Origin of the sequence: Sphingobacterium sp. B16(2022) (assembly GCF_012030425.1) — a bacterium.
In the GTDB taxonomy this organism is placed as follows: Bacteria; Bacteroidota; Bacteroidia; order Sphingobacteriales; family Sphingobacteriaceae; genus Sphingobacterium; species Sphingobacterium anhuiense.
Genome location: NZ_JAAUVN010000005.1, coordinates 272,348 through 285,775, shown reverse-complemented (window position 1 = coordinate 285,775; position 13,428 = coordinate 272,348). Strand labels below are relative to the sequence as shown.

The 13,428-nt window shown below is 35.3% G+C and carries 19 protein-coding genes; 11 read left to right on the top strand and 8 right to left on the bottom strand.

Features of this window, described 5'->3' with window-relative positions; genetic code table 11:
* Nucleotides 1-53: 53 nt before the first annotated feature.
* From HCX49_RS21940 to HCX49_RS21925, 4 genes are all read right to left on the bottom strand, one after another.
* The gene (locus HCX49_RS21940; RefSeq protein ID WP_132771864.1) at nucleotides 54-1,460 is read right to left on the bottom strand and encodes a sialate O-acetylesterase; all 1,407 of its coding nucleotides are present in this window, start codon (nucleotides 1,458-1,460) and stop codon (nucleotides 54-56) included.
* Between the two features lie 440 nt (nucleotides 1,461-1,900).
* A complete protein-coding gene (locus HCX49_RS21935; protein WP_168128159.1) occupies nucleotides 1,901-2,701 on the bottom strand; it encodes a hypothetical protein in 801 nt (266 codons plus the stop codon).
* 26 nt (nucleotides 2,702-2,727) lie between these two features.
* Nucleotides 2,728-3,357 carry a hypothetical protein gene (locus tag HCX49_RS21930; protein WP_168128158.1) on the bottom strand — a complete coding sequence of 210 codons (630 nt, stop codon included), beginning with the start codon at nucleotides 3,355-3,357 and terminating at the stop codon, nucleotides 2,728-2,730.
* Between the two features lie 54 nt (nucleotides 3,358-3,411).
* Nucleotides 3,412-3,840 carry a helix-turn-helix domain-containing protein gene (locus HCX49_RS21925; protein WP_206368666.1) on the bottom strand — a complete coding sequence of 143 codons (429 nt, stop codon included), beginning with the start codon at nucleotides 3,838-3,840 and terminating at the stop codon, nucleotides 3,412-3,414.
* 112 nt (nucleotides 3,841-3,952) lie between these two features.
* Between HCX49_RS21925 and HCX49_RS21920 the strand changes: the two genes are divergently transcribed.
* From HCX49_RS21920 to HCX49_RS21875, 10 genes are all read left to right on the top strand, one after another.
* Nucleotides 3,953-4,201, top strand: coding sequence for a hypothetical protein (locus tag HCX49_RS21920; RefSeq protein WP_168128157.1), 249 nt, complete (start codon nucleotides 3,953-3,955; stop codon nucleotides 4,199-4,201).
* Nucleotides 4,202-4,274: 73 nt separating this feature from the next.
* Nucleotides 4,275-4,637, top strand: a complete 363-nt coding sequence (locus HCX49_RS21915) for a DUF4406 domain-containing protein (RefSeq protein ID WP_168128156.1) — start codon at nucleotides 4,275-4,277, stop codon at nucleotides 4,635-4,637.
* Nucleotides 4,638-4,641: 4 nt separating this feature from the next.
* Nucleotides 4,642-5,154 carry a hypothetical protein gene (locus tag HCX49_RS21910; protein ID WP_168128155.1) on the top strand — a complete coding sequence of 171 codons (513 nt, stop codon included), beginning with the start codon at nucleotides 4,642-4,644 and terminating at the stop codon, nucleotides 5,152-5,154.
* 2 nt (nucleotides 5,155-5,156) lie between these two features.
* Complete coding sequence (locus HCX49_RS21905; protein ID WP_168128154.1) at nucleotides 5,157-5,402, top strand: hypothetical protein; 246 nt, start codon at nucleotides 5,157-5,159, stop codon at nucleotides 5,400-5,402.
* A 9-nt stretch (nucleotides 5,403-5,411) separates the two neighbouring features.
* The gene (locus HCX49_RS21900; RefSeq protein ID WP_168128153.1) at nucleotides 5,412-8,447 is read left to right on the top strand and encodes a primase-helicase family protein; all 3,036 of its coding nucleotides are present in this window, start codon (nucleotides 5,412-5,414) and stop codon (nucleotides 8,445-8,447) included.
* Between the two features lie 7 nt (nucleotides 8,448-8,454).
* Nucleotides 8,455-8,697: a hypothetical protein gene (locus HCX49_RS21895; protein ID WP_168128152.1), complete on the top strand. Its 243-nt coding sequence runs from the start codon at nucleotides 8,455-8,457 to the stop codon at nucleotides 8,695-8,697.
* Complete coding sequence (locus tag HCX49_RS21890; protein ID WP_168128151.1) at nucleotides 8,675-8,962, top strand: hypothetical protein; 288 nt, start codon at nucleotides 8,675-8,677, stop codon at nucleotides 8,960-8,962. The genes HCX49_RS21895 and HCX49_RS21890 overlap by 23 nt, the downstream gene beginning before the upstream one ends.
* A gap of 1 nt (nucleotide 8,963) precedes the next feature.
* A complete protein-coding gene (locus tag HCX49_RS21885; protein WP_168128150.1) occupies nucleotides 8,964-9,746 on the top strand; it encodes a 3'-5' exonuclease in 783 nt (260 codons plus the stop codon).
* A gap of 224 nt (nucleotides 9,747-9,970) precedes the next feature.
* Nucleotides 9,971-10,180: a hypothetical protein gene (locus tag HCX49_RS21880; protein WP_168128149.1), complete on the top strand. Its 210-nt coding sequence runs from the start codon at nucleotides 9,971-9,973 to the stop codon at nucleotides 10,178-10,180.
* Nucleotides 10,181-10,443: 263 nt separating this feature from the next.
* Entirely contained in the window at nucleotides 10,444-11,052 is a 609-nt protein-coding gene (locus HCX49_RS21875) for a hypothetical protein (protein WP_168128148.1), read from the top strand.
* A gap of 43 nt (nucleotides 11,053-11,095) precedes the next feature.
* Here the strand turns inward: HCX49_RS21875 and HCX49_RS21870 are convergent, their stop codons facing one another.
* The 3 genes from HCX49_RS21870 to HCX49_RS21860 all read right to left on the bottom strand — a co-directional run bounded on the left by HCX49_RS21870 (nucleotide 11,096) and on the right by HCX49_RS21860 (nucleotide 12,090).
* Entirely contained in the window at nucleotides 11,096-11,317 is a 222-nt protein-coding gene (locus HCX49_RS21870; protein WP_168128147.1) for a hypothetical protein, read from the bottom strand.
* A gap of 61 nt (nucleotides 11,318-11,378) precedes the next feature.
* On the bottom strand, nucleotides 11,379-11,609 hold the full coding sequence (locus tag HCX49_RS21865) for a hypothetical protein (RefSeq protein ID WP_168128146.1): 231 nt from the start codon (nucleotides 11,607-11,609) through the stop codon (nucleotides 11,379-11,381).
* 7 nt (nucleotides 11,610-11,616) lie between these two features.
* Nucleotides 11,617-12,090: a hypothetical protein gene (locus tag HCX49_RS21860; protein ID WP_168128145.1), complete on the bottom strand. Its 474-nt coding sequence runs from the start codon at nucleotides 12,088-12,090 to the stop codon at nucleotides 11,617-11,619.
* A gap of 45 nt (nucleotides 12,091-12,135) precedes the next feature.
* Here HCX49_RS21860 and HCX49_RS21855 point away from each other — a divergent pair, with 45 nt between their 5' ends.
* A complete protein-coding gene (locus HCX49_RS21855) occupies nucleotides 12,136-12,825 on the top strand; it encodes an SOS response-associated peptidase (protein WP_168128144.1) in 690 nt (229 codons plus the stop codon).
* On the opposite strand, the gene HCX49_RS21850 is transcribed toward HCX49_RS21855, so the two are convergent.
* Nucleotides 12,818-13,180 carry a hypothetical protein gene (locus tag HCX49_RS21850; protein ID WP_206368664.1) on the bottom strand — a complete coding sequence of 121 codons (363 nt, stop codon included), beginning with the start codon at nucleotides 13,178-13,180 and terminating at the stop codon, nucleotides 12,818-12,820. The two genes, HCX49_RS21855 and HCX49_RS21850, sit on opposite strands and share 8 nt — an antisense overlap.
* Between the last annotated feature and the right edge of the window lie 248 nt (nucleotides 13,181-13,428).

Here is a 13,428-nt window from a genome sequence, read left to right as displayed (position 1 = left end):
GCGGTGCAAATAGATTTATGATGCTAACAAGCAACCATCAGAAATCTATTTCATTATTTCAAGGGGCTTGTATCAATTTCCCAATTATCTGTTCTAAATGGCGCCATTGGAAGATTATTTTTAGTAAAAATATTTCCGATTCCAGTGTTACTAAACTGATAGCGTACCGCTACAGGAGCCTTCACTTGTTTATTGGAGACAAGGAGTTGATTTCCTTTTATTTTAACTGTTGCAGGATAGAATACTTTATCCGCTCCAGCAATAAAAAGCTCCTTTGGTTGATCTCCTTTTAAAACTAATCCTGATGTAGCATAATCAAAGTCGAGGATAGCTTCTTTATCCTTTATTGTTAATGATTTAAACATCGGGCTTTTGTGCGCATCTTTCTTAAGACCATAGGTTTCTACTAAAGCAAGGTTTGCTAATCTTAGACCTACATCTTTTTTATTTGTAGGGTGAATGTTCAACGTATCTGTGACTAAATCTGAAATCACCACCATTCCTGTATTTTTTGTAGTAAGGTTTTTAGCCTGCGCTTCTCTCAATAAAGCTCCGACACCATGTCTTTCATAACGAAATGGTGCAATCTGTACATAATAAAATGGAAATTCTTTATTCCATGCCTTACGCCATGATCCAACCATGGTATTGATCAATTCCGTATAAGTAGATGCTGTCTCTTTATTACTTTCACCCTGATACCAGATTGTACCTGCTATTTTATAATTGACAAGTGGAGCAATCATGGCATTGTAAGCATATCCTGGCGATACAGGCCACCACGCTGTAGGTTTATTGTTAGTTGCCCCTTCTTTGAGAACCGTATTATTATTCACCAGCTCTTCGGGAGTCCACACTTCAGCTGGTGTACCGCCCCAATTGCTACCGATCAATCCAATTGGAACATCTAAATCTTCGTTGAGGTGTTTACCAAAATAATAACCTACTGCGCTAAAATTCTTTATGGCGTTACTGTCACAAACTGACCAATTACCTTCATTATTATCCTGTGGTGTTTGAGAAGTTGTTTTAGGGATATTAAACAATCGAATATTACGTGTGTTTAGTTGGGAAAACTCATCCTTTATACTTGTGATACCTTGATTGTATGACCACTCCATATTAGATTGACCGCTACAGACCCACACCTCTCCGATCAATATATTTTCAAGGACTATTTTATTATTTCCTTGAAGCGTAATACTGTAAGGTCCGCCTGCTTGTGGCGTCTGGATATCGATCTGCCATTTTGCATTTCCGTCGGCAACGTTTTCGCTAACCTTATTATCCCAAGAAGTAGTGATTTTAATCTTTTCACCCGGCTCTGCCCATCCCCATAGCTTAGTCGTGGATTTTTGTTGTAGGACCATATTACTCCCTAAAATATTAGGAAGACGAATTTTTGCATACGATGTCGCTGTGAACAAGAAAAGGATACCAACTAGCAAGTATTGTTTCATTTTTTTATTATTTAGAATTTAGGTTGCATATCTTCTATTCTCAGTACATTAAAAAGTAGGTTTTATAGTAACAGAAATAGGGTAAGCAGTTGCAATAGCAAATGATTATAAAAGTAAATATAAATGATTTAAATCAAATAAAGTATAAAAAAAGAAGCTCCAATTCTAGAACATACTATCCACAAAGTAAGTCGTTCAGCATGTTTAAACTCTTTTTAAAGTGACAAATACCTCATTAGGGTACCCTTTTGATAAAAAATAAAGACTTGTGTGAAACAACAGGAGTAGGTTTTATAAAAGAAAAGGATCTGAAGAATTAACTTCAGATCCTTTTTCGGTACCCGGAGCCGATGCAATTAATTTGTTAATTATCAGTTGTTTAAATCAAAGGTGTACGTATAGGTGTACGAAAATCTGTCAAACAATATAATTAGTCGAAACTAATCTAGAAGATATTCTTTGTATACATCAGGGACAAATAGTTTGCTTAAAGTATTTGATGTCAATGTCTTAAAAGTATTATCTGTATATTGAATTTTTATAGAATTTAATTTGGCGTATTCAACAATATCGGTATGCCAAACATATTCAAATGTGTAACCTCCAGCATTTTCTGGTTCAATGGGTCCAATGCCTTTTCTAGTTTTCATAGTTGAAACAGGATCATCGACGGCATTATAGCCTGTGAAATTAAAAGTTATATATTTAATAGTTTTCTTACTGGTATTATGTATTTGAAACTCAATACCTGTTCCATCCGTATATTCACTTTCATCATAAACTTGGCGTTTATAAATAGCTATTCCCGAAGGACTAGTTTTCTTAAACCATTCTGTCATTTCTACCATTTCCTCGACATGAATTTCTATTCCAGCATCTACAGCCATTTGTCTATATGCAGATTTAGAATCTTCATTCATAGAAGCAAGAAGATTAAATGTTTTAGAATTTACTTTTACTTTTTCAGCATCAACAAAAAAGCTTTTCCCCCGATATGCGATTTCGAAACTTTTATAATCGTTCACACCATTTAATGCTGCAACAACAGGAACAATTAAGTCTCTTTTCAAATATGTTGTACCATATATATTATATTCGGAAAATTTCTCTCCAATAACATTTGATTCACCAATTAAACAAAAAGCTAATGATGTATCGCTGGGTGGTTTAAAAATATCATCCTGAGCTTTTGCAAAAATGACGGTAAAAATGATTGATATTGTCAGTAGATATTTTCTCATAGTATATTTTTCAATTTCTTTCAGGACTAAAATTTATCGAAATTAATTTCATGAATCTTACTTATCCTATCATTAATCATAAGATTGATTTTCAGAGGAATATAAACTGAGTCTAGATCACGAGAGACCATATCTTTGTTATGAGCATATGCATTAACAATAGCAAGGTAACCTGTTGGAGTTTTTGAGTCATAAGCTTTAATTTTAATCAAAGAGTCAAGTTTTTCAATGTGATCTAAAAGAGTTAATGCATATTTCCCAATTTCCATCGATTTCTTATACTTAGTTTTCGCATCATCCTCCCATGAGCTTGGATCCATATTCAATTTTTTAGAAATTTCAGCAAACTCTGCTCTATTTTTAACTTCTGAAACTAATATTTCTCGGTATTTCTTAAGTCTAGTAAAATTTTGCATATATGAATTCATAGAATGTGTGGAGTCCAAAAGCTCAGTTAATGTATCGATTTTTAATAATTCGATAGAATCAATAATAATTCCTTCTGGATCCTTTTCAGAAGAATTCAACAGAAATGTTAGAGCATTAGCTTTGATTTTTTCAATATCTTCCTTCTTCTTCTTTTCAGCTTTATCTTCAGGACTTGTGCCACATGACATTATCAAAAGTCCCATCAATGCAATACATAAATACTTCATATTTCAATTTTAGGTTAGTAATTATTATCCCAATTCCTCCAAATAACTTCCATTTTAACCTGCTTTAGAGCTTTTATCTGCAGTAAATATTTCTTGCAGCTTATTCTCCAATAAAGCGGTATATTTCTTTTGTATAGCTATATATTCATTCTTCCAAAATTCAGCATCATCACCATAACCTTGTACTGGTTCTTTAACTGCGTTTAATTCTCCTGAAGGAAATTGATTTTCTTCATTTTTTAGTATTTGCCCCTTTCCGGTCAAAAGCCAATTTGCGTCAATTTGTTCGCATTTTGCGTACACTAATTCTATGTCAAATGTATTTCTCGTATGCCAAGTCGATAATGTTTGTGGCTTTATTCCTAGGAATTTAGCAAATTCTGAGTCTTTACTATAACCTAGCTGAATTTTTATTTGATTTAGAATCAATGATTTATCATTATTTGTACTCATTTTGCGTATTATATTTTGTTTTGTACTCATTTTGCGTATATATTTGTAATAACAAAACGAACGAACGAACAAACGTAACAAAAAAACATAACAAACAATACGGAAAACCGTAAACGAATTCAAAAATTAAAAACACACGATAATGAATACACAAGTAGAAAACACTAGCATGATAGTAAGCATAGAAGAGCTCGACTTTATGCGGAAAAATGCCCCTAAAGCATTCCCCCGATTGATTACAGAAGCACTGGAAGCTCAAGGGTACAAAACGAGCCGAGTTAAAGTTCATCAAGAGCTAGTCACATTAAAAGATGAGTACGATGTAAGAATCATTGAAACTGCTAGACGGATCCTTCTAGCAATCAAAGGCGTGGACTTTCAAAATCAATAAACCCGATAGAAACGTAAATATCCCCAGTTCTTTATACGGGGTCCTCATCGCTTAGGGATAGAGCGATGATATTTTGTATCACTGTAATCAAATTGAAATCATGAATGAAATCATAATATACATAGCTGGGCCAGTCAGTGGTCAACCCGATTTGAATCGATCTGCATTCTATCAGGCGCAAAAGCAGCTCAATGCCCTGGGCTTTGAGATCCGGAATCCACACGATTTCTGTGCAGATATTAAAAGCGAAGATTCTTCGGATCCTAAATACTATCGTCGAGGTTTTCAGGTGCTCGCAGAATGCTCTGATCTGCTACTGCTCGACGGGTGGCAATACTCTGCAGGTGCTCAGGTGGAGCGCGAAGCTGCAGTACTATTCAAAATGGGAATCTTCGATTCAGTCGAAGACCTAGTTCGTAAATATTCAAATCAATAAACAAATGACAACATTAATAATAATAGCCTCCCTAGCACTCAATGTGTACCTTATAGCGACTGTAGTAGTGCTCAATAATAGATTGATTACAACGAAAAACATCCGTGAAAATCAATTGATCGAATTGAATAAACATATCTATAAGATGATGTCGATATACGAACCCTATAAACGAACAATAGAAGGACGTATGGCTTTGGGCACACAAGATATAGGGCTGAGATATTTAGATCATTTACGCAAGAATCCAAAAGAGGGGCTGGGTAGTACCCTTTGCGAATATGTCATTAAACAAGTCGCAAAGCAAATAGTAATAGGAATTGAAATGGAGCTGAATGACAATCCTCAGTATATGAAGATAACTCACAAAACTGAAAGCTATGAGGTATTAATTGATTTCAGTTTCCCTTTCATTCTATATCCTGGTCGGGAAAAACTGATAGAGGAATTCTCACGAATAGTAAATACAGCGCCGGATCATTTCACAAAGCCATCAATCATCAGAAAACACTTTTAATCATGACCAATCTAAAAATACAACAGCTATCTGCAGAGATAATAGCAGAACAGGAAAAACAGATCCAACACCTACAGATAATCATTATGATCACGATCATCATTTGTGGCCTGTTTGTACTCGCCCTGTGCATATTGATTTTGAAACGTATGGAAACTAAATCTGGGCAACAAAAGCGCCTTCCTTCTCCTCCAAGAAGATCACACAATTGGGAGATAAGAATAAATGAAAATCAACAAAACTATTAAGAACAAAACATGGCATTCGACATAGATCAAATATTTCAGGAGACAAATGGAGGACTTGATATCATACGTTGGTATGTAAAAGATATCGATGATTTTGTAGGGACGAATAAACATTTTCGGATGCGTGACGCTGATAAGTCTGAATCGTGCGCAATCAAAAAAACACCTGAGCATCGATATATCGTCACGGATTTTGGAGGTGGAGGTAGTGCCAAACCACGTAATGCAATTGCACTTGTGCAGCATGAAGAAAATTGCACCTATGGCGAAGCATTGAAAATAATCGTAACAAGGCATAACTTATCATTTGGGCAGGAAGTTCAATCTCTTTACACCGCAAAATTCCGTAAAGAAGATGCTAATCCGGATGAAAAAGAAGGTCTTTGGGAATTTGGACACTTAGAAGAGTGGCCAGACTCGTGGATCGATATTTTATTTTCCAGATATGCAATTGCTGATGTAGAATACAAGCACAAACATATAAAGGAAGAAGACCGTAAAAAAGCTGTCTATGATTCATTGAAATTATTATTGACTAATCAAAATTGGCATCCTTTATCATCCTACAGCATAGTTAAAGAGCGTAAGAAGACAATCGTTGAGTCTCAAGATCATTATCCTATCATTTCAATAGAAGAGGAATCGACAATTAATGAAAAGAAAACGAAGTGGAAAAAAATATATCAACCAAAAAATAAAGACAAGAAATTTCGCTTTATGTACTATAATGGAGGCGATCGATACTTCCTACACGGGCTGGTACAGTTGCGTGCTAAAGTCGAAAAACTTCGTGATCAAAAACAGAAAGAAGCTAAATCAAATGATGATACATCATTCCAACGGGAAAAGATTAAGTTAGAAAATGTTTTCTTCAGTACTGGTGGCTCCGATGCGATCAACAAAGCAGCCATAGGTTTCGAGTGTGTGTATGGTGCGTCTGAATATTTCAAATTATCGTCGTCTGTATTGAAGGAATTACGTTCTTTAGCGCATAATATATGTACATGTCCTGATTTGGACTATACCGGACAACGTGAGAACCTCGCTTTATGTTTTACTTCTACTTCTACCAATTACTTAGACATAAAGACGGTCGACCTCCCCGTAGAACTGCAGTACAAGACCGATCAATACTTACGTAAGTGCAAAGATGTTAGAGATTATTTAAATTATTTCAGTGCATCATCATTTCGGAACTTGGTTAAGATGGCTAAACCTATGCGCTTTTGGGATTCTCATCAAGCGTTAGATCGTGACGGAAATGCACGATTCAAATTCGGACGTCCAGTATATGAATACAAGATAAGTATCGAGCGCATGTTGAATTTCCTAATAAAGAATGGTTTTGGACGATATGAAACGATGCCAGACTTTATAGAATATATTCATGTTAAGGGCTCTGTAGTTAGCATCGTAAAGCCTGAGCAAATCAAATCATTCGTTATCAACTTTCTCCGTCAATGGTATATGGAAGAAGGTTTAATTGATACAGTTCATAAATCACCGATTTTGAGTGATACACATTTTACTCAATTGCCCGAATTGGAATTAGATTTTCGTGACGCATGGTTTAACACCCAGCTGATGTATTTCCCTAAAAAAACAATAAAAATTGATGATAAGGGAATTACTGAAGTAAAGAATGAAGGTAGTGGATTTTACGTTTGGGAATCACAGATTATACAAAAGCCATTTAGCAGATTATTGGATCCAATGTTTAATGTTTTAGAACAAGATGGACGCTTCAAGTTAACTATGCTTAATAACGACTGTATTTTCAATCGTTTCTTGATTCAAACATCCCGTGTTCATTGGAGAAAAGAGTTAGAGGATAATCTGGACGATCTCTCTTCAGAAGAAATCGAAAAATACAAATCGGAAAATCGATTCAATATCTCGGGACCGAATCTGACTGACGAAGAACGGTATGAACAAGAGTTACACCTGATGTCCAAGTATTACGCACTTGGATATTTAGTACATCGATATAAAGATCCAAGTCGATCATGGTCTGTTGTAGCAATGGATGATACGCCGAATGAAGATGGTTTACCTCAAGGTGGTACTGGTAAATCTATTTTCTTTGAAGCAATCAAACAGGTTCGTGAACAAGTGTTTTTGAATGGAAAAAAAGATAAGCTATTTGATGATTCACATGTGCTTGAGCAAATCACTCGAAAAACAGACAGCTTATACATTGATGATGCCGCTCAGGGCTTTGACTTCGAACAGCTGTTTTCTTTAGTCACTGGAGACATGACCGTCAATCCTAAAGGAAAAACACGCGTTTCGTTGGATAAATCTGAATCTCCAAAAATATCGATATCAACCAACTATACCCCCGGCAAAATGTCAGGTTCATTGTTGCGTAGAATTCTATTTCTTGGGATGTCAAATTATTTCCACAACAATAAACTGGGAGAATTTAGGGAAGAACGTACCCCTGTTTCTGATTTAGGTAAATCGCTTTTTTCGGCTTTTGATGATAACGATTGGAATAATTTTCTAAATCTATTGATCCAATGCTCACATCTATATTTATCTACTTCGCAAATAGAAGCACCCATGAAAAATATCATGGAACGAAATATCCTAGCGGATATTGGATTAACTTTTTTAGAATGGGCAGAAAATTATTTTAACAACGACATGGGTACAATTGATATTGTGATACCTGTCAAAATCGCATTAGAAGACTTCAAAAATTCTGCTAATATGAACAAGTATAGTGCACAATTATTCAATTCAAAATTAAGGTTATTCGCACAATTTAAAGGCTGGAGATACAATCCAAAAGACTTATTAGGAAAATCAAAAAGATTCTCGAGAAGATTTCCTGCCTATGAACTTGATCACAAATTAAAAACTTGGAGCAAAAGCATAGACACAGTGGCGCAAGATTATTTTTATCTGCAGACCGAAAAAGAAACAGGTGGATGGAATGAAGTCAATGGCGCTAAAGTCTACGACCCCACATTTAAAACAATCCCTGCAGATGGATTTCCGACACCGGTACCAGGAACAGAAAAACCAAATTTTACATAACTAAATCATGAAAAAACAAGAACAAGATTACATCGCATTGTTGGTTAAAGCAGTAAAAACAAATCCGCCACGTAAGTATAAAGATAGATTTGAGATCAGATCTTCAGATCCCGATCGCTTGAGAAATGAGGTGCAGCATCACATCAAAGTTAACCAATGGCCTATCGAAATATTTGATGTAAACGCTCAACTGAGATCTGTTTCAGTCAGGCTTAAGAAAGAAAATCATGAAGCCGACCTCGACGTATAAACCGACATGGTACCTGGGGCTGATCTTCGTTGATTCCGATCAGCGAAGTTTCGAAGTCGTCAAAACGATATTCGGGGATATCAGTCAACCGATGAGTTACTGCATAGATCTCGATAATGACTGGTCGATAGAATCAGAACCTGGTGATCATCTGCAGACAGCCGTTGGATTTCGAGAATTAAACGTCGAGCAACCAAAATTAATAATTCAACAAATAGAAAAAATGGACCTGTACGAACGTACAGGTCATCTTAAAAAGATTTAAAATGGAAAAATTAGAAATAACGCAATTAAAAGGGAATTTCATCTTATACAAAGGGAAAATTTATCAAGTCCTCGATGTATCACTAGGTTTTAGTAGACGATATGAGATAAAAACAGATTTAGGCTATATCTATTGTAGTCTGTTTGATGTCGAAAAGTTCATGAGCTCAATTTTAATAGATAAAGATAAAAGTAATCTTGAAGTAGAAATTTGGCGTAAGCTAGATGGACGATTCACTGATATCATGATCGATATAGAAACGTTAGACACTAAGCCAACAGCTGCTATTTTAAGTATCGCTGCCGTAGCCTTCAATTTGGAGACAGGTAAAATATCAGAAAATACATATTATCATCAACTTGATTACGTTCGTCAGATCGAAGATAATAGAACGACATCTATTCAAACCACATTATGGTGGGGTGCGCAGTCTGAAGAAACTCAGGAAGAAAACTTTAATGGCGAAAAATATTTGTATCAGTCAGTACTGGAATTAAATGAATATTTCCAAAAGGAATGCTTTACAGATCGCCGAGTATGGGCAAAATCACCAGCATTTGATTTAGTTATTTTAAAGAATGCCTATGAGGGGGCTGTTGTACCCTGGCATTATACAAATGAAAGAGATGTCCGGACTTATTGTGATTCTAATAACCTAGGTCTTGGCCCACTAATTTTTTTACCAAATACACATCATCCGTTAGAAGATTGCTTAGCGCAGATAAGAGATGTATGTGCAATTTATACTTTGTTGCACGATCGATCAAAAAACGAGGATATCTAATGAAGAAAAAAGCGACTCCCGGACAATTGAAGTATTGGAGCAGAAAAGTCCGGAACGCAGGATTTGTCCTGGACACTAACAAAAGAGAACTCGACGTGACCCCGTTTACACAGTTCAAGGATATCCCAGTTGGTCCACGTTATTATGTCGGCCAACTGATCAGAGCAGGGTATAACGTTCAATTAAAGATTCAATAACTTCATTCAATTAAGACAGGAAAAATCATGTCTCAAAAATTCAAACCCACTTATTCAATATACGATGCTGCAGAAGCTATCGAGCTTGTTATTGGATTTGGATTGTCTTCAGACGAAGTTGGTCTATTCCTAGGATGCTCCAGCAGAGCTGTTGATTTTTGGGTTCGAAATTATTATACCTCCACTTTAAATGATAAAAAACGATTTGAAACAATTACCAAACAAAGTAAAGTGTGATCACAGTAAATTTATTATCCGGAGGTAAGACAAGTTCTTTCATGGCAATACATTTTCCTGCTAATCATGAAATATTTGCCTGTGTTGAGCAAGAAGCTTACAAACACAATTCATGCCCACATCTCATACGCCGATAGTTATCGTCCAGTTGGGTAAATGAGCAAGGAGAATACGAGCAAGCACCTTTCGTAGAGAAATTTGGAGGTTGGATGGAAAATTAAGCTTATTTAAATTTAGTATATTTGTTAAAATTAAAACCAATTATGTTACGATTAAAAACTAGTGACCAGAGCCTGAGACAAGCCCAAAAATCCTTTAAAAATTTTTCAAAAAATTTATTAGATTTTGGTATGTCTGATAATCCAGCCGATTATAAAGAACAAGAATTACTTGAGATAATAAATGGGATATATAAAACTAAGAAGAAGCTTCTTGTGGGAGGAGACTATTTTATTGAGGTTAATGATATCATTAGTGCCGAATGTGAATTAGTCAAAGTAACTTATAAAAAAGGTAAATTATCTACTAAAGATTATCAGGACGGTTATCATAAAAAAATAAGTAATGTAAATACTTTCCATGTAAGTGATTATTATGTAAGTACTAAAAACCCTCAACACGGGAATTATAAGCATGATATCACTAAAGTTCTCGAAAAGTGTGGATTGATTAAAAAAAGTAGAGGGAAATTCCCCAGGGCTTTCTCGATAAAGAATGATTATGAAAGTTTAATAAATGATGAGTATCCAAAAGATTTATTTCATCCAATTAAGAGATTTATCAACGGTTTCTTTTTTGAAGATGATTACCATATTACGGACTTCACAGTAACTGGAAATGTGTTGAAATTTGAAGAATATAGCAAAGATTAAGATAATTCATCCTAGTAATTTAAGAAAAGAGTAGGTTTATAGCCTACTCTTTAATATCCATTTTTTCCAAAGCATCAGTACGTTCCAAAAGAATTCCTAAGTCATCATAAAATTCCTCGCCTCTTTGATCAGAAATCTTCATATAAAATTTTTCACCATTTGAACTTAAGAAGGTGTTTAAAACTGCTTTTGCTCCATTTTCCTCAAGCGCTTGGCTTAGTAATAAGTCAAGAAGATAGGATTTTCCATTGTGAGTGTATATCATAATTTATAATTGTTGATTTAATACAAATATAAATCCTGATTTATGCTTATTTCATGACCCCTTAATACAAAACAGTGCCTTTCAAAGCTTCCTCTTTCAGTGCAAGTAAATCATCAATCACCGCACATGCTAATTCACCGTCCAGACTTTCAAGATATCCCCAAAGGTCAGCTTTAAATTCTGGTATGAATTTGGGATCGTCGTCATCTGCCGTAGAATCAGTAACTAGAACATTATAGTGATCTTTCTTAAGTTCACTTAGTACGGCGTGTGTTACTTTTACGTATTCCATGACTATATCATTTAGATAGTTTAATATTTACCCAAGTTTTATTTGGTGTTTTTATTAGAGTCCTTGGCAATATTCGGTTTAGGATAAAATCCTCTTCCTCGATTACGTACATATCAGGATCTTCAGAATCAGATACATCAACCATCTTAAAAATAGCGTCTGGATCGTCTGCAGAAATATCTGATTCTACTACCTTAATATCATTACTAGCTAACCACCTAGCCAATTCTTCATTGTCCAATGCTTTGATATACTTTACCTCAGTATCAAAGTTCTTAAGTTCAATTTCAGTCAGCTCCGGAAAGAAGATATCCAAATACTTATTATATGCTGCCTTATCTCCCGTTCTAATTGCATAGTTCTTAACGATTAAACGATGAGGATTATATTCAAAGTTGAAATCCTGAGGATTTTCAACAAACCCGTAATGCTTATCATAGGCAATAACACGGGCTTCCATATTTAATTTATCTTGATCCATAAACATATAAGTTTTAAAATTGTTAAACATTTAAACTATTGTATTATGTGCTATCATGTTTCAACACCGGACATTACTTATCTAAAGAAAGCAAGACCTGAGAAAGAGGTGATCTTTGAAGGATCAGAAATTTATCACGTCTCTGGTTTCGCTCGTCCTTACTTGCCGGTAACACTTAACAATCAGAATGATAAGATTGTTCAGGCTCGCTGGAAATTAATCCCATTTTGGGTCAAAACAGAAGATGACGCAAAAAAGTATGCTAACACACTGAATGCTGATTCTGGTACCATATTCGAAAAAGCATCCTATAAAAACTATATAATGAAAAATCGGGGCCTACTTTATGTGAATGGCTTCTATGAGCCTCACAAAGTTGCCGGACAGAAAGACACCGAAAATTATTACATCTACACTCCATCTAAAGAGATTTTCACACTTGGCATTGTATTCAGCGACTTTAAAGACTATGAGACTGGAGACACTTATCCAACATTCTCAATAATCACTACTGAGGCTAACCCTCTCTTAGCTGAAATTCACAATGAGAAGAAACGTATGCCTCTGATCATTTCCCAACAAGATGAAGATGCCTGGTTAAATGCCACCAATAAAGAAGACATCATTAAAATGATGAAGCCTTACGGTGGTGAACTAGGTAGCCATCAAGTTGTACGTGTAACAGATCCTAAATTGACAGACACCAATCACCCCGAAATCCAAAGGGCTATTTAGGCGGTTTAAACTGAATATCATAACCTTCAAGCTTTTCCAATAAGGCCTGGAGCTCCTCATTTGCTTTTTTTATCCATCCAGCCCTCTGTTTAATCGCAGCATATGGACTTTTAACTGCAAAATCTTTAATATTGCTTAAACCAGTATGCTCTTGCTTATATAACTGTCTCCACTTATCCATAAACTCTTCAGGCGTATAAAACACGCGATTATGATCATAATAGATCCAGCAATTGTTTTGCAAAGCAAATCTATAAAGCGACGTGACTTCCGCTGGTACTTCTTTCTTTTCTTCAATTCCCCATGCTCCCATAATTTTAATTTTATTCAAAAGTATATTTAAAAATACTAACATCAAACTAAATTAATGCTAAAAATTATAGCAAACAAGATAATCAACTTTTAAATAAAGAAAACCCGTGTTGGTACTTCCCTAGAATCAAGTAGATAATTTTGAATATTAAAATAGAGGCGAAGAATAGTTGATCAAATCTCGTCCGCCCATTTCCCATAGAACTCAAATGCGATTGCGGAGCGTCGCAAAACTCGTTGCTGGCATCTTTTGCCAACAACACCATATTCATTGGCCCAGCGCTCTGCCTA

Bases quoted from the DNA above. Each gene is read 5' to 3' on its own strand.
- HCX49_RS21890 (WP_168128151.1), top strand. From the start codon at position 8,675: ATGAAGCCGACCTCGACGTATAAACCGACATGGTACCTGGGGCTGATC.
- HCX49_RS21925 (WP_206368666.1), bottom strand. From the start codon at position 3,840: ATGAGTACAAAACAAAATATAATACGCAAAATGAGTACAAATAATGAT.
- HCX49_RS21860 (WP_168128145.1), bottom strand. From the start codon at position 12,090: ATGGATCAAGATAAATTAAATATGGAAGCCCGTGTTATTGCCTATGAT.
- HCX49_RS21935 (WP_168128159.1), bottom strand. From the start codon at position 2,701: ATGAGAAAATATCTACTGACAATATCAATCATTTTTACCGTCATTTTT.
- HCX49_RS21895 (WP_168128152.1), top strand. From the start codon at position 8,455: ATGAAAAAACAAGAACAAGATTACATCGCATTGTTGGTTAAAGCAGTA.
- HCX49_RS21930 (WP_168128158.1), bottom strand. From the start codon at position 3,357: ATGAAGTATTTATGTATTGCATTGATGGGACTTTTGATAATGTCATGT.
- HCX49_RS21885 (WP_168128150.1), top strand. From the start codon at position 8,964: ATGGAAAAATTAGAAATAACGCAATTAAAAGGGAATTTCATCTTATAC.
- HCX49_RS21900 (WP_168128153.1), top strand. From the start codon at position 5,412: ATGGCATTCGACATAGATCAAATATTTCAGGAGACAAATGGAGGACTT.
- HCX49_RS21875 (WP_168128148.1), top strand. From the start codon at position 10,444: ATGTTACGATTAAAAACTAGTGACCAGAGCCTGAGACAAGCCCAAAAA.
- HCX49_RS21865 (WP_168128146.1), bottom strand. From the start codon at position 11,609: ATGGAATACGTAAAAGTAACACACGCCGTACTAAGTGAACTTAAGAAA.
- HCX49_RS21855 (WP_168128144.1), top strand. From the start codon at position 12,136: ATGTGCTATCATGTTTCAACACCGGACATTACTTATCTAAAGAAAGCA.
- HCX49_RS21920 (WP_168128157.1), top strand. From the start codon at position 3,953: ATGAATACACAAGTAGAAAACACTAGCATGATAGTAAGCATAGAAGAG.
- HCX49_RS21905 (WP_168128154.1), top strand. From the start codon at position 5,157: ATGACCAATCTAAAAATACAACAGCTATCTGCAGAGATAATAGCAGAA.
- HCX49_RS21910 (WP_168128155.1), top strand. From the start codon at position 4,642: ATGACAACATTAATAATAATAGCCTCCCTAGCACTCAATGTGTACCTT.
- HCX49_RS21940 (WP_132771864.1), bottom strand. From the start codon at position 1,460: ATGAAACAATACTTGCTAGTTGGTATCCTTTTCTTGTTCACAGCGACA.
- HCX49_RS21870 (WP_168128147.1), bottom strand. From the start codon at position 11,317: ATGATATACACTCACAATGGAAAATCCTATCTTCTTGACTTATTACTA.
- HCX49_RS21850 (WP_206368664.1), bottom strand. From the start codon at position 13,180: ATGTTAGTATTTTTAAATATACTTTTGAATAAAATTAAAATTATGGGA.
- HCX49_RS21880 (WP_168128149.1), top strand. From the start codon at position 9,971: ATGTCTCAAAAATTCAAACCCACTTATTCAATATACGATGCTGCAGAA.